A 15,337-nucleotide genomic window follows, 5' to 3' on the forward strand; every position below is an offset into this window, starting at 1 on the left:
CGGACGGGGCGGACGCGGATCTGTCGGTTCGTGCCATTCATGACGCGCTCCTCGGCCTCGGACCGGCGGTACGGGGATCATGCCCATCCGCCGGGCCGCCAAGCCTCGCGCCGGAACCCGTCCGCGCACATCGTGCGCACGAATCTCCCGGCCTGCGGCTCGTGCTGGGCCCGCCGCGGCGCGGCCGACGGGCCGCATCGTTTCTGCACGGGAGGGAGAAGGTGGGGCGGGTGGGACTCGAACCCACGGCCGACGGATTATGAGTCCGCTGCTCTAACCGGCTGAGCTACCGCCCCATAGCGGCGTGTCGCGTACATGTGTGCGCGCCGTCTGCCGCAGCATAGCCGCTCATACGATCTCCTGCCTCGGATGGTCGACTTCGCACGCCCTTCGTGACCATGGAGACCGCGCACGCGTGCGCGCGGTTGCCCGGGGACACGAACGAGGACATGAAAAAGGACCCCGTGGGGTCCTCGTTCACCATGCTCCCCCGACTGGACTCGAACCAGTAACCTGCCGGTTAACAGCCGGCTGCTCTGCCAATTGAGCTACGGAGGACCGAGCTCCCCCGACTGGACTCGAACCAGTAACCTGCCGGTTAACAGCCGGCTGCTCTGCCAATTGAGCTACGGAGGAAAGTCTCGTTGCATCGAACGCACTCACCTGGGTATTCGCCAGGGGGCGCGCGCTCGCTGCGACACATACATTAGCGCAAGCAGGGGGGTGCTCCGCCAATCGGTACTCCTCGGCACGGACGCCGCACCAGAGACCTACGCAAGGGAAGGGTGGCCGCCATGCGTTACCGGCTCACGTTCGTCGCCGGACTCGTCCTCGGTTACGTGCTCGGCACGCGGGCTGGACGAGAGCGCTACGAGCAGCTGAAGAAGTCGGCCCGCCAGGTCGCGCAGAACCCCGCGGTCCGCAACACCGCGGAGACGGCCGCCCATCAAGGGCGCCACATCGCGGGGCGGGCGTACCACGTGGTGAGCGTGAAGGTTCAGGACCACGTCCCCGAATCGGTGACCCAGCGCGTCCGCTCCCTGCGCGACCGTCACCCGAACGGCGCCGTCGAGGACGACTGGGGCACGAGCAACACCTGAAACGGCGCCGCCGGCAGGTGTGACGCACTTCATCTGAACCCCGGGGCGGGCCTCTGACGGCCCGCCCCTCGCGTCGCCGCCTTCCCGCCTGTCCCCAACGGCCGAAGCAGGCGCAGCAGTACGGCAGAATTTCGAGCATGGGGATAGTCGCCGGGTTGGACAGTTCGCCCGATTTCACTCGCATCGTCGTCTGTGACACGGACACGGGGACCGTGCTCAGGCAGGGTTATGCGCCACATCCGGTGGAGGGCCCCGAAGGCGCGGGCCGTCCCTCGGACGTCGACCCGCAGGTCTGGCTGCTGTCCCTGGGCGAGGCCGCGGGCGGCGGGCTGCTGGAGGGCGTGCAGGCCATCGGCGTCTCCGCGCAGCAGAACGCGCTCGTCCCGCTGGACGGCCAGGGCTCCACCGTGCGCCCGGCGATGACCGGCGGCGACAAGCGGGCGCAGGTCGCGGCGGCCGATCTCATCGACGCGGTGGGCGGCCGGGCCGCCTGGGCGCAGGCCGTGGGCAGCGTCCCGCAGGCCGCGCAGCCGGTGACCAAGCTGCGCTGGCTCGCCAAGAACGAGCCGGACAACGCGCGTCGCACCGCCATGCTGCTGCAGGCCCACGACTGGCTGGTGTGGCAGCTGCTCGGGCGGCCGATGCGCCGGACCACCGACCGGGGCGGCGCCTCCGGCACCGGCTACTGGTCCGCCGCGACCGGCGCCTACCGGCCCGACCTGGTCGAGCTGGCGCTCGGTCACCAGGCCGCGCTGCCCGATGTGATCGGGCCCGCCGAGGCCGCCGGGACCACCCCGGAGGGCCTGCTGATCTCGGCCGGCACCGGGGAGACGATGGCCGCCGCGTTCGGGCTCGGGATCGGGCTCGGCGACGCGGTCGTCTCGCTCGGCGCGTCCGGTTCCGTGATGGCGGTGCACCCGGAGGCACTGACCGACAGCACCGGGATGATCACGTCGCTGGCCGACGCGACCGGCCTGCATCTGCCCGTCGTCACCACCCTGAACGCCGTGCGCGCGCTGCGCGGCACCGCCGAACTGCTCGGGCTGCCCGATCTGGAGAGCCTCTCGGAGCTGGCGATGAAGTCGACCCCGGGGGCGCACGGCCTGGTGCTGCTGCCCTATCTGGAGGGCGAGCGGACCCCCAACCTGCCGCACACCGCGGGCACCCTGGCGGGCCTGCGCCGCGAGTCGATGAAGCCGGAGCACCTGGCGCGGGCCGCGTTCGAGGGGATGCTGTGCGCCCTAGCGGACGCGCTGGACGTGCTGCGCGGCCGGGGCGTCGACGTACGGCGGGTGTTCCTGCTGGGCGCGGTGGCCGAGCTGCCCGCCGTACAGGCGGCGGCGCCCGCGCTGTTCGGCGCGCAGATCGTGGTGCCGCAGCCCGCGGACTACGCCGCGCTCGGCGCCGCCCGGCAGGCCGCCTGGGCGCTCGGCGCCTCCCAGGGCACCCTCGACCCGCGCACCCCGCCGGCCTGGCAGGGCGCGGCCGCCCAGATCCTGGACCCGGGCGACCAGCTGCCGGTGGGCCAGGCGGTGCGGCAGCAGTACGTGTCGGTACGGGAGCAGACCCACCCCGGCGCTTTCATGTCATGAGCGACTTGTCGGACAGTTCGTGCGGGGCGGTCGCCCCCGCACGGCCGGGATCCGCACGGCCGTCGCCTTAAAATCCCGCAGCTCTCGGCTTAATGGGTTGAGGTAACGCGGGTGGAGTGTCGGACGATAGGGGCCAGGGGCAACCGTTCCGCCCCTCCCCCGCCGACCGCGAGAGACGTAGCGTGCTCATACGACTTATGCGGACCTATCTCAGGCCGTACAAGAAACACATCGCCGTGCTGGTGGCCCTCCAGTTCCTCCAGACCTGCGCCACCCTCTATCTGCCCACCCTCAACGCGCACATCATCGACAACGGCGTGGTGAAGGGTGACACCGGTTACATCCTGAGCTTCGGCGCCCTGATGATCGGGATCTCGATGGCCCAGGTCGTGTGCAACATGGGCGCCGTGTACTACGGCGCCCGCACGGCCTCCGCGCTCGGCCGCGACGTCCGCGCCGCCGTCTTCGACCGGGTGCAGTCGTTCTCGGCGCGCGAGGTGGGGCACTTCGGCGCACCCTCGCTGATCACCAGGACGACCAACGACGTCCAGCAGGTCCAGATGCTGGCCCTGATGACGTTCACGCTGATGGCGTCCGCGCCGATCATGTGCGTCGGCGGCATCGTGCTGGCGCTCGGCCTGGACGTGCCGCTGTCGGGCGTGCTGGTCGCGGTCGTGCCGACGCTCGGCATCTGCGTGACGCTGATCGTGCGGCGGCTGCGCCCGCTGTTCCGGTCCATGCAGGTACGGCTGGACACGGTGAACCGGGTGCTGCGCGAGCAGATCACCGGCAACCGCGTGATCCGCGCCTTCGTCCGGGACTCCTACGAGAAGGACCGCTTCGGGAAGTCGAACGCCGACCTCACGGAGATGTCCCTGAAGACCGGCCGGCTGCTCGCCCTGATGTTCCCGGTGGTCATGACCACGGTGAACGTGTCGTCGATCGCGGTGGTCTGGTTCGGCGCGCACCGCATCGACAGCGGTCAGATGCAGATCGGCGACCTGACGGCGTTCCTCTCCTACCTGATGCAGATCGTCATGTCCGTGATGATGGCCACCTTCATGTTCATGATGGTGCCGCGCGCGGAGGTGTGCGCCGAGCGCATCCAGGAGGTGCTCGACACCTCCTCCAGCGTGGTCCCGCCGCTCGCGCCGGTCACCGAGCTGCGCCGCCACGGCCACCTGGAGCTGCGGGGCGCGGGCTTCCGCTACCCGGGCGCCGAGGAGCCGGTGCTCAAGGCCGTGGACCTGGTGGCCCGCCCCGGCGAGATCACCGCCGTGATCGGCTCGACCGGCAGCGGCAAGTCCACCCTGCTGGGGCTCGTGCCCCGGCTGTTCGACGCGACCGACGGCGAGGTGCTCGTCGACGGCGTCGAGGTCGCGACCGTCGAGCCCCGGCTGCTGGCCCGCACGGTCGGCCTGGTGCCGCAGAAGCCGTACCTGTTCGCCGGCACCGTCGCCACCAACCTGCGCTACGGCAATCCGGACGCGACCGACGAGGAGCTCTGGCACGCGCTGGAGGTGGCGCAGGCCAAGGGGTTCGTCTCCGAGCTGGAGGGCGGCCTCAACGCGCCGATCGCGCAGGGCGGCACCAACGTCTCCGGCGGCCAGCGCCAGCGGCTCGCGATCGCCCGCACCCTGGTGCAGCGCCCGGAGATCTACCTCTTCGACGACTCCTTCTCCGCGCTCGACTACGCGACCGACGCGGCGCTGCGCGCGGCGCTCGCGGCGGAGACCGCCGAGGCGACCGTGGTCATCGTCGCGCAGCGCGTGGCGACCATCCGCGACGCCGACCGGATCGTGGTCCTCGACGAGGGCCGCGTCGTCGGCACCGGCCGCCACCACGAACTGATGGCGGGCAACGAGACCTACCGGGAGATCGTCCTCTCCCAGCTCACGGAAGCGGAGGCAGCCTGATGGCCGGGCCCATGGGGCGCATGATGGCCGGACAGGGCCCCAACAGCCGGTCGATGGACTTCAAGAAGTCCGGCACCCGGCTCCTGTCGCACTTCAGGCCCGAACGCCTCACGATCGCCGCGCTGCTGCTGTGCGTGGTGGTCAGCGTCGGTCTCAACGTGATCGGCCCGAAGATCCTCGGCAAGGCCACCGACCTGGTGTTCTCCGGGATCATCGGCCGCCAGATGCCGGCCGGGACCAGCAAGGAGCAGGTCCTTCAGTCCATGCACGAGCACGGCCAGGGCTCGATCGCGGACATGCTGAAGTCCACCGACTTCACCCCCGGCCAGGGCATCGACTTCACGGCCGTCGGGCATGTGCTGCTGCTCGCGCTCGGCACGTTCCTCGGCGCCGGCCTGCTGATGGCCGTCGCGACGCGGCTGGTCAACCGGACCGTCAACCGGACGATGTACCGGCTGCGGGAGGACGTGCAGGCGAAGCTGTCGCGGCTGCCGCTGTCGTACTTCGACAAGCGCCAGCGCGGTGAGGTGCTCAGCCGGGCCACCAACGACATCGACAACATCGGGCAGACCCTCCAGCAGTCGATGGGCCAGCTGATCAACTCGCTGCTGACCATCGTCGGCGTACTGATCATGATGTTCTGGGTGTCGTGGCTGCTGGCGCTCGTGGCGCTGGTGACCGTGCCCTTGTCGTTCCTCGTCGCGACCCGCATCGGCAAACGGTCCCAGCCGCACTTCGTGCAGCAGTGGCGCACCACCGGCAAGCTGAACGCGCACATCGAGGAGATGTACACCGGCCACACGCTGGTGAAGGTGTTCGGCCGCCAGGACGAGTCGGCGAAGCTGTTCGCCGAGCAGAACGACGCGCTGTACGAGGCCGGGTTCAAGGCGCAGTTCAACAGCGGTGTCATGCAGCCGCTGATGATGTTCGTGTCCAACCTGAACTACGTCCTCATCGCGGTCGTCGGCGGCCTCAGGGTGGCGTCGGGCGCGCTGTCGATCGGTGACGTGCAGGCGTTCATCCAGTACTCGCGCCAGTTCTCGATGCCGCTGACGCAGGTCGCGTCGATGGCGAACCTCGTGCAGTCGGGCGTCGCCTCGGCGGAGCGGGTCTTCGAGCTGCTGGACGCCGAGGAGCAGCAGGCCGACCCGGTGCCGGGCGAGCGCCCCGCGGAGCTGCGCGGACGGGTCGCGCTGGAGCACGTGTCGTTCCGCTACGACCCCGAGAAGCCGCTCATCGAGGACCTCTCGCTCAAGGTCGAACCGGGCCACACGGTGGCGATCGTCGGCCCGACCGGCGCGGGCAAGACCACGCTGGTCAACCTGCTCATGCGGTTCTACGACGTCTCCGGCGGCCGGATCACCCTGGACGGCGTGGACATCTCCGCGATGTCCCGGGACGAGCTGCGCGCCGGGATCGGCATGGTGCTCCAGGACACCTGGCTGTTCGGCGGCACGATCGCCGAGAACATCGCGTACGGCGCCTCGCGGGACGTCACCCGCGGGGAGATCGAGGAGGCGGCGCGCGCCGCGCACGTCGACCGGTTCGTCCGCACGCTGCCCGACGGCTACGACACGGTGATCGACGACGAGGGCACCGGGGTCAGCGCGGGCGAGAAGCAGCTGATCACGATCGCGCGGGCGTTCCTGTCCGACCCGGTGATACTCGTGCTCGACGAGGCCACCAGCTCCGTCGACACCCGCACCGAGGTGCTGATCCAGAAGGCGATGGCGAAGCTGGCGCACGGGCGGACGTCGTTCGTGATCGCGCACCGGCTCTCCACCATCCGGGACGCGGACACGATCCTCGTCATGGAGAACGGCTCGATCGTCGAACAGGGCGCGCACACCGACCTGCTCGCCGCCGACGGCGCCTACGCCCGCCTGTACAAGGCCCAGTTCGCGCAGGCGGTGGCGGAGGTGGACTGAGCGGTGCGCCGAGCTCGCGCGGGCGGGTGAGCGGCTTCGCTCGCCCGCGCGATCTCCAGCCCCTCCGGCGTTTGAGGAGCGGGGGTCCGGGGGCGGCGCCCCCGAGGACGGGACGGGACGGGAAGGGGCGGCGGGGGCGAGAAAGCCCCTGCCCGCAGCACCCCACCCCGGCTCAGTCCAGATAGCCCCGCAGCTGGTCCGCAAAGGCGTGGTCCCGCAGCTTGTTCAGCGTCTTCGACTCGATCTGCCGGATCCGCTCCCGCGTGACCCCGAAGATCCGCCCGATCTCCTCCAGCGTCCGCGGCCGCCCGTCCGCGAGCCCGTACCGCAGCTGCACGACCTTCCGCTCCCGCTCCCCGAGCGTCGAGAGCACCGCCTCCAGATGCTCCCGCAGCAGCAGGAACGCCGCCGACTCCACGGGAGAGGCCGCGTCGCCGTCCTCGATGAGGTCGCCGAGCGCGACATCGTCCTCCTCGCCGACCGGAGCGTGCAGCGACACCGGTTCCTGGGCGAGGCGTAACACCTCGCCGACCCGCTCGGGCGCGAGTTCGAGATGGGCCGCGACCTCTTCCGGGGTGGGCTCGTAGCCGCGCTCCTGGAGCATCCGGCGCTGCACCCGCACGACCCGGTTGATCAGCTCGACGACATGCACCGGGACGCGAATGGTGCGCGCCTGGTCGGCGAGGGCCCGGGACATGGCCTGCCGGATCCACCAGGTGGCGTACGTGGAGAACTTGTAGCCGCGGGCGTAGTCGAACTTCTCGACGGCCCGGATCAGGCCGAGGTTGCCCTCCTGCACCAGGTCGAGCATGGTCAGGCCGCGGCCGACGTAGCGCTTGGCGACGGAGACGACCAGCCGCAGGTTCGCCTCGATCAGGCGGCGCTTGGCCATCCGGCCCTGCACGACCAGCCGGTCGAGGTCGAGGGCGAGCTCGCTGTCGAGGTCGGGCGTGGAGCCGAGCTTCTCCTCGGCGAACAGGCCGGCCTCCACCCGGCGGGCGAGCTCGACCTCCTCGGCCGCGGTGAGCAGCGGGATCCGGCCGATCTCCCGCAGGTACTGGCGGAACAGGTCCGAGGACGGGGCGCCGGTGTCCGGACGGCTCGGGGCGGGTTCCGGCTCCTCGGCCGTCTCCAGGGCCTCGGCGGGCGGCTCCTCCGGCTCCGCCTCGGGGTGCTGGGCGGCGCGGTTCTGCGGCGGCACGCCCGCGAGGACCTCGGTCTCCGCTTCGGGCCCGTCCGCCGCGGCGCGGTCGGTCGCGCCGAGGTCGGTCGTGCCGATGTCGGTCTGGGCGAGGGTCTGGGTCTGCACGGGGGCGACCTCCAGGATGATCGCTGCCAGGGAGGGCGGCAGCGGTGGTTCGGGAGCGGAGTCGGCGGCCACGCCGCTGTCCGTCCCGTACGCGATGAGCGGAACCGCGGGGGTGTGGGACCCGTGGGGGACGGATCGGCCGCGCTCCGAGGACTCAGGCACCGCCCCCCAGTGTGGGGTACGACACATCGCCGAAACGAGGGGCGTGCGGTGACTTTTTGCATCCGGTCCGTGACGGCGCGCTGACCGCGCAGGCCACCCCGGAGACAGGCCTCAGAGGGCCGCGGCTCCGTGCGCCCGCAGCGCCTGGTCGTACTGCTGGAGAACCCACAGCTCGTTCTGTACGGCGGCCAGTTCGGCCGGGTCGCCGTGGCTGCCGAGCCGGGTGAGCGTCGACTGGATCTCCCGCACCCGGCGCTCCACGGCCCGGCGGCGCACCGCGACGAGCTGCTCGCCCGCGTAGACCTCGTCGACCGTCTTGCGCAGGATCGCCTCGACGGCCAGCTCCGTGACCATCGCGCGCACCCGGTCGTCCGGGGCCGCGTCCCGCACCCGCACCAGGTACTCCTGCGCGTCCTGCGTGCCCGGCTCGGCGCCGCCCGCCTCCTGGATGGCCTGGCGTACGGCGGCGTAGGGCGCGGCGGTGAACTCGTCGACGCCGTACGCGTCGAAGGCCGGGGAGACCAGTTCGGGGCGCTGGAGGGCCAGCTTGAGCAGCTCGCGCTCGGTGGCGTGGACGGGGTTGCGCAGCTGGAGCGCGGGGCCGCCGGCGGTCGGGCGGGGGGCCTGCTCGTACGCCTGCCGGGGGCCGCGGGAGGGGCCGCCCTGGCCGGGGGCGCCGCCGCGCTCACGGGCCCAGCGGGCGAGCTGCGCGACGCGCTTCACGACGAACTGGGTGTCGAGGATGCCCAGCATCCCGGCGAGCTGGACGGCGACCTCGTGCTGCGCTCCGCTGTTCTTGATGCGGGCGACGACGGGCGCGGCCTCGTCGAGGGCGCCGGCCCGGCCGGCCGGGGTGTCGAGGTCGTAGCGGCCGACGATCTGGCGCAGCGCGAACTCGAAGAGCGGGGTGCGGGGTTCGACGAGGTCGCTGACCGCGTCGTCGCCCTTGGCGAGCCGCAGTTCGCAGGGGTCCATGCCGTCGGGGGCGATCGCGATGTAGGTCTCCGCGGCGAACTTCTGGTCGTCCTCGAAGGCCCGCAGGGCGGCCTTCTGGCCGGCCGCGTCGCCGTCGAAGGTGAAGATCACCCGGGCGCTGCCGTTGTCCATCAGCAGTCGGCGCAGGATCTTGATGTGGTCCCCGCCGAAGGCCGTACCGCAGGTGGCGATGGCGGTGGTGACGCCGGCCAGATGGCAGGCCATGACGTCGGTGTAGCCCTCGACGACGACGGCCCGGCTGACCTTGGCGATGTCCTTCTTCGCGAGGTCGATGCCGTACAGCACCTGGGACTTCTTGTAGATCGCCGTGTCGGGCGTGTTGAGGTACTTCGGGCCGTTGTCCGCCTCGTACAGCTTGCGGGCGCCGAAGCCGACGACCTCGCCGCCGATGTCGCGGATCGGCCACATCAGGCGGCCGCGGAAGCGGTCGATGGGGCCGCGGCGGCCCTCCTGGGCGAGCCCGGACAGCAGCAGTTCCTTGTCGCTGAAGCCCTTGCCGCGCAGGAAGCGGGTGAGGTGGTCCCAGCCCTGCGGGCTGTAGCCGACGCCGAAGCGCAGGGCGGCGGCCTGGTCGAAGCCGCGCTCCGCGAGGAAGATCCGGCCGGTGTCGGCCTCGGCGCTGCTCGCGAGCTGTTCCGCGTACCAGTCCGCGGCGATCTTGTGGGCCTCGACCAGGCGGATGCGTTCGCCGCGCTGGTGGGAGGGGTTGTAGCCGCCCTCCTCGTAGCGCAGGGTGATGCCGGCCTGGGCGGCGAGGCGCTCGACGGCCTCGGAGAAGGACAGGTGGTCGACCTTCATCACGAACGTGATGGTGTCGCCGCCCTCCTGGCAGCCGAAGCAGTGGAAGAGTCCCTTGCTGGGGCTGACCTGGAAGGACGGCGACTTCTCGTCGTGGAAGGGGCACAGGCCCTTGAGGTTGCCGCCGCCCGCGTTGCGCAGCTGGAGGTACTCCGAGACGACGGCGTCGATCGGGACCGCGTCCCGTACCGCCTTCACGTCCTCGTCGTTGATCCGTCCTGCCACGCGTGAATTCTACGGGGGTGGACCGACATCCCCGCGGCGCCGGTCCCCTCCGGGGTTCCGGGGGCCTCCGGACCCCCGGGCCGTCAGACCCCCAGGCCGTCGAGCGGCACGTGCGGGTCGGCCAGGGCGTCGGTGTCCACCGGGGCCGCCGAACGGATCAGCCGCTGGATCGGCTCCGTGACGTCCCACACGTTCACGTTCATCCCGGCCAGCACCCGGCCCTCCTTCACCCAGAACGCGATGAACTCCCGCTTGCCCGCGTCACCGCGGATCACCACCTGGTCGTACGAGCCCGGGGGCGCCCAGCCGCTGTACTCCATGCCCAGGTCGTACTGGTCGGAGAAGAAGTACGGCACGCGGTCGTAGGTGACGTCCCTGCCGAGCATGGCGCGGGCTGCGGCCGGGCCGCCGTTGAGCGCGTTGGCCCAGTGCTCCACGCGCAGCCGGGTGCCGAACAGGGGGTGCGGGAACGCGGCGACGTCCCCCGCGGCGAAGATGTCGGGGTCGGAGGTGCGCAGCCGCTCGTCGACGGCGATGCCGCCGCCGTGCGCGCGGTCGGCGATCTCCAGGCCCGCGGCCTCGGCGAGACCCGCGCGGGGGGCGGCGCCGATCGCGGCCAGCACGACGTGCGCCGGGTGCTCCTCGCCGTCGTCGGTGCGGGCGGCCAGCACCATGCCGTCCCGGCCGGTGATCTCGGTGAGCCGGGCGCCGAAGTGGAAGCGGACGCCGTGCTCGGCGTGCAGCTCGGCGAAGACGTTGCCGAGCTCCGGGCCGAGGACGCCGTGCAGCGGGGTCGGCTCGGGCTCCACGACGGTGACCTCCGCGCCGTACTCCCGGGCGGCCGCGGCGACCTCCAGGCCGATCCAGCCGGCGCCCGCGATCACGATGTGCCCGTTGTCCCGGCCGAGCGCGGCGAGCGTGCCCTTGAGCCGCTCGGCGTGGGCGAGGCGGCGCAGATGGTGCACGCCCGCGAGGCCGGTGCCGGGGATGTCCAGGCGGCGCGGCTCGGCGCCGGTGGCCAGCAGCAGCTTGTCGTAGTGCACGAGGGTGCCGTCGTTGCCGAACCGCACGGCCTTGGCCGCGCGGTCGATGGCGACGACGCTCTGGCCGAGGTGCAGCTCGACGTCGTTGCGCGCGTACCAGGCGGGTTCGTGGACGAAGACGCTGTCGCGCTCCGCCTTGCCCAGCAGGAAGCCCTTGGACAGCGGCGGGCGCTCGTAGGGGTGGTCGCGTTCGTCGCAGATCAGTATCACGCGGCCGGTGAAGCCCTCCGCCCGGAGCGCCTCGGCCGCCTTCGCACCGGCCAGTCCGCCTCCGACGATGACGAATGTCTGATCCGCGTCGACCACTTGTTGCCTCCTCGTCAGGGTGCCGCCACATGGGAGCGTCCCGCACGCAGGGTGATGCGGGAAGAGGGAGTGACCCGATCAGGCCACGGAGGGTCACCTTCGGGTTCGTGTGCCGTTCACCGGCGTCCCTCCCGTCTCCCGGGCGATCTGCTGCCTCTGCAACGACCCACCGGGGCCGTGAGTGCCCGGGGCATGAACGCCCGGCCTATGCCTGTCCGGTTCCCGTGTGCGGCTCATGGGCGCCCGGTCAGACGCGCGTGCAGCGAACGCGCCGACGCGTCCGTCAGGGAGGCGATCTGATCGACGATCACCCGCTTGCGGGCCCGGTCGTCGGCGGCCTGGTCGAACAGCGCCCGGAACTGCGGATCGAGGCCGTCGGGGGCGCGCGCGGTGAGCGCCTCGGCCAGCTCGGCGACCACGATCCGCTGGTCGGCGCGGAGCCGCGCCTGCTCGGCGCGCTGCATGACGTACCGGTCGGCGACGGCCTTGAGGACCGCGCACTCCATCCGGGCCCGCCGCGGTACGACCAGTTCGGCGCCGTAGCGGGTGAGGCGGCCGGTGCCGGACGCCCCGTCGGCGCCCGGACGGTCGCCGAAGGCCGCGCGGGTCGCGGTCTCCGCGGCGAGGCAGAACCGGCCGATCAGCTGGCTGGTGGCGTCCTTGAGGCGGGCCTGCGCGACCGCGGTGCCGTCGTAGCCGTGCGGCCACCACTCCTGGTCCTGGAGGCGGTCGAGGGCCTCGGCCAGCTCGGCGGGGTCGGTGTCCGCGGGAACGTAACGCCCGATCGCCACGACGAAGACGGCCTGGCGCTCGGGCTCGGCGTGCAGGCAGTCGGGGTCGATGTGGCCCGCGTGCAGGCCGTCCTCCACGTCGTGCACCGAGTACGCGACGTCGTCGGCCCAGTCCATGACCTGGGCCTCGAAGCAGGTGCGGCCGTCGGGGGCGTCCTTGCGCAGCCAGTCGAAGACGGGGCGGTCGTCCTCGTACACGCCGAACTTGTGGGAGTCCGGGTCGCTCGGGTGGGCGCCGCGCGGCCAGGGGTACTTGGTCGCCGCGTCCAGGACGGCGCGGGTGAGGTTCAGGCCGACGGAGCCCTCCTCGGTGAAGCGCTTGGGCTCGATGCGGGTGAGCAGCCGCAGGGACTGCGCGTTGCCCTCGAAGCCGCCGCAGTCCTGCGCGAACTCGTCCAGCGCGCGCTCGCCGTTGTGCCCGAAGGGCGGGTGGCCGAGGTCGTGGGAGAGGCAGGCGGCCTCGACCAGGTCGGGGTCGCAACCGAGGGCGGCCCCGAGCTCCCGGCCGACCTGGGCGCACTCCAGGGAGTGGGTGAGGCGGGTGCGGGGGCTCGCGTCCCATGCCAGGCTGCGCGTGCCCGGCGTCACGACCTGCGTCTTGCCGGCCAGCCGGCGCAGCGCCGCGCTGTGCAGCACGCGTGCGCGGTCACGCTGGAAGGCGGTCCGCCCGGGGCGTTTGTCGGGCTCGTGCGCCCAGCGCTCGACCGAGGCGGGGTCGTAGCCGAGCGGCGGAACGTGGTTCTCGAGAGCGGACGGAACGACGGGTGCGGGGCCTTCCATGCCTCGACAGTAAAGGCACCGACTGACAATCGGGCGCCCCCGATGCGCCGATTCGTCTGCGGGCAGGGGTTTTTCGGGGGAGGGCGTGACCGGTGGGGCCGCGGGGCAGGCCGAGCGGGCCGCGGTCAGGGCTGCCGGCGGGTCAGGGCAGCCCGGGGGTCAGGGCTGCCGGCGGGTCAGGGCAGTCCGCGGGTCAGGGCTGCCGGCGGGTCTGGGCAGCCCGGGGGTCAGGGCTGCCGGCGGGTCAGGGCAGCCCGCGGGTCAGGGCAGCCCGGGGGTCAGGGCAGCCCGCCGGGCACGCCGAACAGGGTCACGCCGAGCAGGCCGCCCGGCGCATCGAGCAGCCCCTGGGACACGCCGAGCGGGGCGGGGTTCAGGCCGAGGCCCGGTGGGTGGCTGCCGTTGCCAGTGCCTGGTCGTAGCGGTGCAGGACCAGGCGGGCCATCGCGGGGTGGGCGCCCAGGGGGGCCGACGCGATCCAGGGTGCCGACGCCGCGGACTCGGCGGCGAAGCGGCCCGGGGCCGTGAAGCAGGAGGCGACCGCCACCCGGTGCCGGCCGCGGGCGGCCAGGGCGCGGGCTGCCGTACGGACCGTGGGCGTCACCGCCGACGCGTACGCGGGGATCACCGGCACGCCGAGCCGGTCGGCGAGGAGCTGGGCCGTGCGCCGGGTGCCCGCCGCCGAGTCGGGGTCGCGGGACCCGGCCGCCGCCAGGACCACCCCGCTCGCGCGCCGCTCGGACTCCGGCATCCCCGCGGGCCAGCCCGCCTCGACGAGCCGGTCGTACAACGCCTCGACGAGCAGCGGATGCGGCCCGAGCGGCGCCGCGACGGCGGTGCGCAGCCGGGCGCCCGCGGCCGCCTCGGGGATGTCCCGCTTGATGTGGAAGCCGTGGCCGAACAGCAGCGGCACGAGCACCGCCGACGCGGTGCCGCGCGCGTCGAGGGCGGCCAGCGTGTCCGGCAGCAGCGGCTCGTTCAGCTCGATGTGCCCGAGGTGCACCGGCACCCCGGGGCGCGTCTCGCCGACCAGCCGCAGCAGCGCCCGCACGGTGCGCAGCGCGCGCGGGTCGCGGCTGCCGTGCGCCACGAGGACCAGCGGCGGCGGTCCGGGCCGCCGCCTGCCGCTCAGCGACACGAGGCTGAGCTGGCTCGCGAGCTGGGAGCTGATGCTGTCCATGAGGTGCGCGGTGCTGTCGAGGATCGGCGCGGTGCCGTCGGGTGGGGCACCGCCCGGCGACGGACCCACGGGGCGTGCGGCGGGCTGGTCGCGGAAAGGGTTCGACGCCGTCATGAGGGGATCCTCGCGGCCCGAGATTGCGCGCCCGTTGCGTGACCGTGACGGGTGTTTTCCGCGGCATCACCGCCCGCGCGCCGCGGGTGTGAGACGCGTCCACGGGTCCCCGTGCGACCACGGTGGCCGGTGGGAAAGGCCGACCGGCGCGCGGAAGGCGAACCTCCGGGTCGTACGCTGCGTCCTCCTGGCTGGGACGACGGGCCGACCCTCGGGGGGACCACCGCATGGACATCCGCATCCGCATCCGCAGGCCGCGGCTGCCGCGCACCCGCACGGGGTGGCGGCGGCTGGTGCAGGCCGTGATGGCGGTGTGCGTCCTCGCCCTGCTGCCGATCACCTGGCTGTACGTCGGAACGGCCGGCGGGCTGCGCACCACGGCCGACGCGCCGCGCGCGGGCGTGGCCGTGGTGTTCGGCGCGGGCCTGGACGACGGCCGCCCGTCGCCGTACCTCGCCCACCGGCTGGACGCGGCGGCGGCCCTGTACCGCGCGGGCAAGGTGAAGGTCCTCCTCGTCACAGGCGACAACAGCCGCAAGGACTACGACGAGCCGGACGCGATGCGCGCCTATCTGACCCGGCACGGCGTCCCCGGCGACCGCGTCGTGCGCGACTACGCGGGCTTCGACACCTGGGACTCCTGCGTACGGGCCAAGCGCATCTTCGGCGTCGACCGGGCGATCCTCGTCAGCCAGGGCTTCCACATCCGGCGCGCGGTCGCGCTGTGCCGGGCGGCGGGCGTCGAGTCGTACGGCGTCGGCGTGGACGACAAGCACGACGCCACCTGGTACTACGGCGGCACCCGCGAGGTCTTCGCGGCGGGCAAGGCGCTCCTGGACGCGGTGTTCCAGCCGGACCCGCGCTTCCTCGGCCACAAGGAGACGGGCGTGACCCGGGCACTGACCCAGGACCACTGACCGCGACCGGCCCCAGGGCCCACGCACACCCCGCAGTCCCCCTCCGCACCACGCCCCGAAAGGGGCGCGAGGAACTGCGCGACCAGCCACAACGCACCCGCACGACCGGCCCCAGGGCCCACGCACACCCCGCAGTCCCCCTCCGCACCACGCCCCGAAAGGGGCGCGGGGAACTGCGCG

At 72.6% G+C, this 15,337-nt stretch carries 10 protein-coding genes and 3 tRNA genes; 5 read left to right on the top strand and 8 right to left on the bottom strand.

The features are described from left to right. Nucleotides 1–222: 222 nt before the first annotated feature. The 3 genes from WN71_RS19660 to WN71_RS19670 all read right to left on the bottom strand — a co-directional run bounded on the left by WN71_RS19660 (nt 223) and on the right by WN71_RS19670 (nt 636). Nucleotides 223–296, bottom strand: a tRNA-Ile gene (locus tag WN71_RS19660). A 189-nt stretch (nt 297–485) separates the two neighbouring features. Beyond that, nucleotides 486–558: transfer RNA gene (locus WN71_RS19665), tRNA-Asn, on the bottom strand. Nucleotides 559–563: 5 nt separating this feature from the next. Beyond that, a tRNA-Asn gene (locus WN71_RS19670) sits at nt 564–636 on the bottom strand. A gap of 158 nt (nt 637–794) precedes the next feature. On the opposite strand from WN71_RS19670, the gene WN71_RS19675 reads away from it, so the two are divergent. The 4 genes from WN71_RS19675 (at nt 795) to WN71_RS19690 (ending at nt 6,536) form a co-directional block, all read left to right on the top strand. Next, complete coding sequence (locus WN71_RS19675; RefSeq protein ID WP_046584589.1) at nt 795–1,100, top strand: hypothetical protein; 306 nt, start codon at nt 795–797, stop codon at nt 1,098–1,100. A 137-nt stretch (nt 1,101–1,237) separates the two neighbouring features. After that, complete coding sequence (locus tag WN71_RS19680) at nt 1,238–2,692, top strand: FGGY family carbohydrate kinase (protein WP_079177963.1); 1,455 nt, start codon at nt 1,238–1,240, stop codon at nt 2,690–2,692. Between the two features lie 182 nt (nt 2,693–2,874). Beyond that, nucleotides 2,875–4,608, top strand: a complete 1,734-nt coding sequence (locus WN71_RS19685; RefSeq protein WP_046584591.1) for an ABC transporter ATP-binding protein — start codon at nt 2,875–2,877, stop codon at nt 4,606–4,608. Then, a complete protein-coding gene (locus tag WN71_RS19690) occupies nt 4,608–6,536 on the top strand; it encodes an ABC transporter ATP-binding protein (RefSeq protein WP_046584592.1) in 1,929 nt (642 codons plus the stop codon). The genes WN71_RS19685 and WN71_RS19690 overlap by 1 nt, the downstream gene beginning before the upstream one ends. 172 nt (nt 6,537–6,708) lie before the next feature. Here the strand turns inward: WN71_RS19690 and WN71_RS19695 are convergent, their stop codons facing one another. The 5 genes from WN71_RS19695 to WN71_RS19715 form a co-directional block, all read right to left on the bottom strand. Next, nucleotides 6,709–8,007, bottom strand: coding sequence for an RNA polymerase sigma factor (locus WN71_RS19695; RefSeq protein WP_046584593.1), 1,299 nt, complete (start codon nt 8,005–8,007; stop codon nt 6,709–6,711). A gap of 111 nt (nt 8,008–8,118) precedes the next feature. Beyond that, the gene (gene dnaG / locus WN71_RS19700; protein ID WP_046584594.1) at nt 8,119–10,026 is read right to left on the bottom strand and encodes a DNA primase; all 1,908 of its coding nucleotides are present in this window, start codon (nt 10,024–10,026) and stop codon (nt 8,119–8,121) included. 83 nt (nt 10,027–10,109) lie between these two features. Continuing rightward, nucleotides 10,110–11,375: an NAD(P)/FAD-dependent oxidoreductase gene (locus tag WN71_RS19705; RefSeq protein ID WP_046584595.1), complete on the bottom strand. Its 1,266-nt coding sequence runs from the start codon at nt 11,373–11,375 to the stop codon at nt 10,110–10,112. Between the two features lie 233 nt (nt 11,376–11,608). Continuing rightward, nucleotides 11,609–12,946: a deoxyguanosinetriphosphate triphosphohydrolase gene (locus tag WN71_RS19710; protein ID WP_046584596.1), complete on the bottom strand. Its 1,338-nt coding sequence runs from the start codon at nt 12,944–12,946 to the stop codon at nt 11,609–11,611. Nucleotides 12,947–13,319: 373 nt separating this feature from the next. Continuing rightward, the gene (locus tag WN71_RS19715) at nt 13,320–14,126 is read right to left on the bottom strand and encodes a sirohydrochlorin chelatase (protein WP_046584616.1); all 807 of its coding nucleotides are present in this window, start codon (nt 14,124–14,126) and stop codon (nt 13,320–13,322) included. A gap of 341 nt (nt 14,127–14,467) precedes the next feature. On the opposite strand from WN71_RS19715, the gene WN71_RS19720 reads away from it, so the two are divergent. Then, entirely contained in the window at nt 14,468–15,157 is a 690-nt protein-coding gene (locus tag WN71_RS19720) for a SanA/YdcF family protein (protein WP_046584597.1), read from the top strand. The last annotated feature ends 180 nt before the right edge of the window (nt 15,158–15,337 follow it).

The sequence above is a fragment of the Streptomyces mangrovisoli genome, from assembly GCF_000974985.2.
In the GTDB taxonomy this organism is placed as follows: domain Bacteria; phylum Actinomycetota; class Actinomycetes; order Streptomycetales; family Streptomycetaceae; genus Streptomyces; species Streptomyces mangrovisoli.

Excerpts from the sequence above, each read along its gene's own strand:
- WN71_RS19675 (WP_046584589.1), top strand. The coding sequence starts at position 795 with ATGCGTTACCGGCTCACGTTCGTCGCCGGACTCGTCCTCGGTTACGTG.
- WN71_RS19680 (WP_079177963.1), top strand. The coding sequence starts at position 1,238 with ATGGGGATAGTCGCCGGGTTGGACAGTTCGCCCGATTTCACTCGCATC.
- WN71_RS19690 (WP_046584592.1), top strand. The coding sequence starts at position 4,608 with ATGGCCGGGCCCATGGGGCGCATGATGGCCGGACAGGGCCCCAACAGC.
- WN71_RS19710 (WP_046584596.1), bottom strand. The coding sequence starts at position 12,946 with ATGGAAGGCCCCGCACCCGTCGTTCCGTCCGCTCTCGAGAACCACGTT.
- WN71_RS19715 (WP_046584616.1), bottom strand. The coding sequence starts at position 14,126 with ATGGACAGCATCAGCTCCCAGCTCGCGAGCCAGCTCAGCCTCGTGTCG.
- WN71_RS19720 (WP_046584597.1), top strand. The coding sequence starts at position 14,468 with ATGGACATCCGCATCCGCATCCGCAGGCCGCGGCTGCCGCGCACCCGC.